Here is a 289-nt window from a genome sequence, read left to right on the forward strand (position 1 = left end):
GAGGAGTATTGTTGTAGACTTCTCGGCGTCCTTGCATATGGACAACTTTTCCAGCTGTATATTCGGCTACGTTATGGGGCTGGGCATCCCAGAGTTTCCCTTCGATCTCTCCGCTATCATCTTGAAAAGTAAAGGCGATATAATCCTTTCCTGCCCTCGTCTGTCGAACTTCGGCTGATTTAATCAAGTAAAACCCTTCAAAAAATTCATCTTTTTTCATTTGGTTAATTTTCATGATTTTCCCTTTCTTCTGGCACATCAAGCAGGTCTATATGCAAATCCTCATCTG

General features: G+C 41.9%; 1 pseudogene. It reads right to left on the reverse strand.

What is annotated here, in order from left to right:
• Positions 1-220 (reverse strand): annotated as a pseudogene (locus P0G09_RS20425) (hypothetical protein); the annotation flags it as partial.
• Positions 221-289 lie beyond the last annotated feature (69 nt).

It is taken from the genome of Faecalibacterium sp. DFI.5.82, from assembly GCF_029076575.1.
Classification (GTDB): domain Bacteria; phylum Bacillota; class Clostridia; order Oscillospirales; family Ruminococcaceae; genus Faecalibacterium; species Faecalibacterium duncaniae.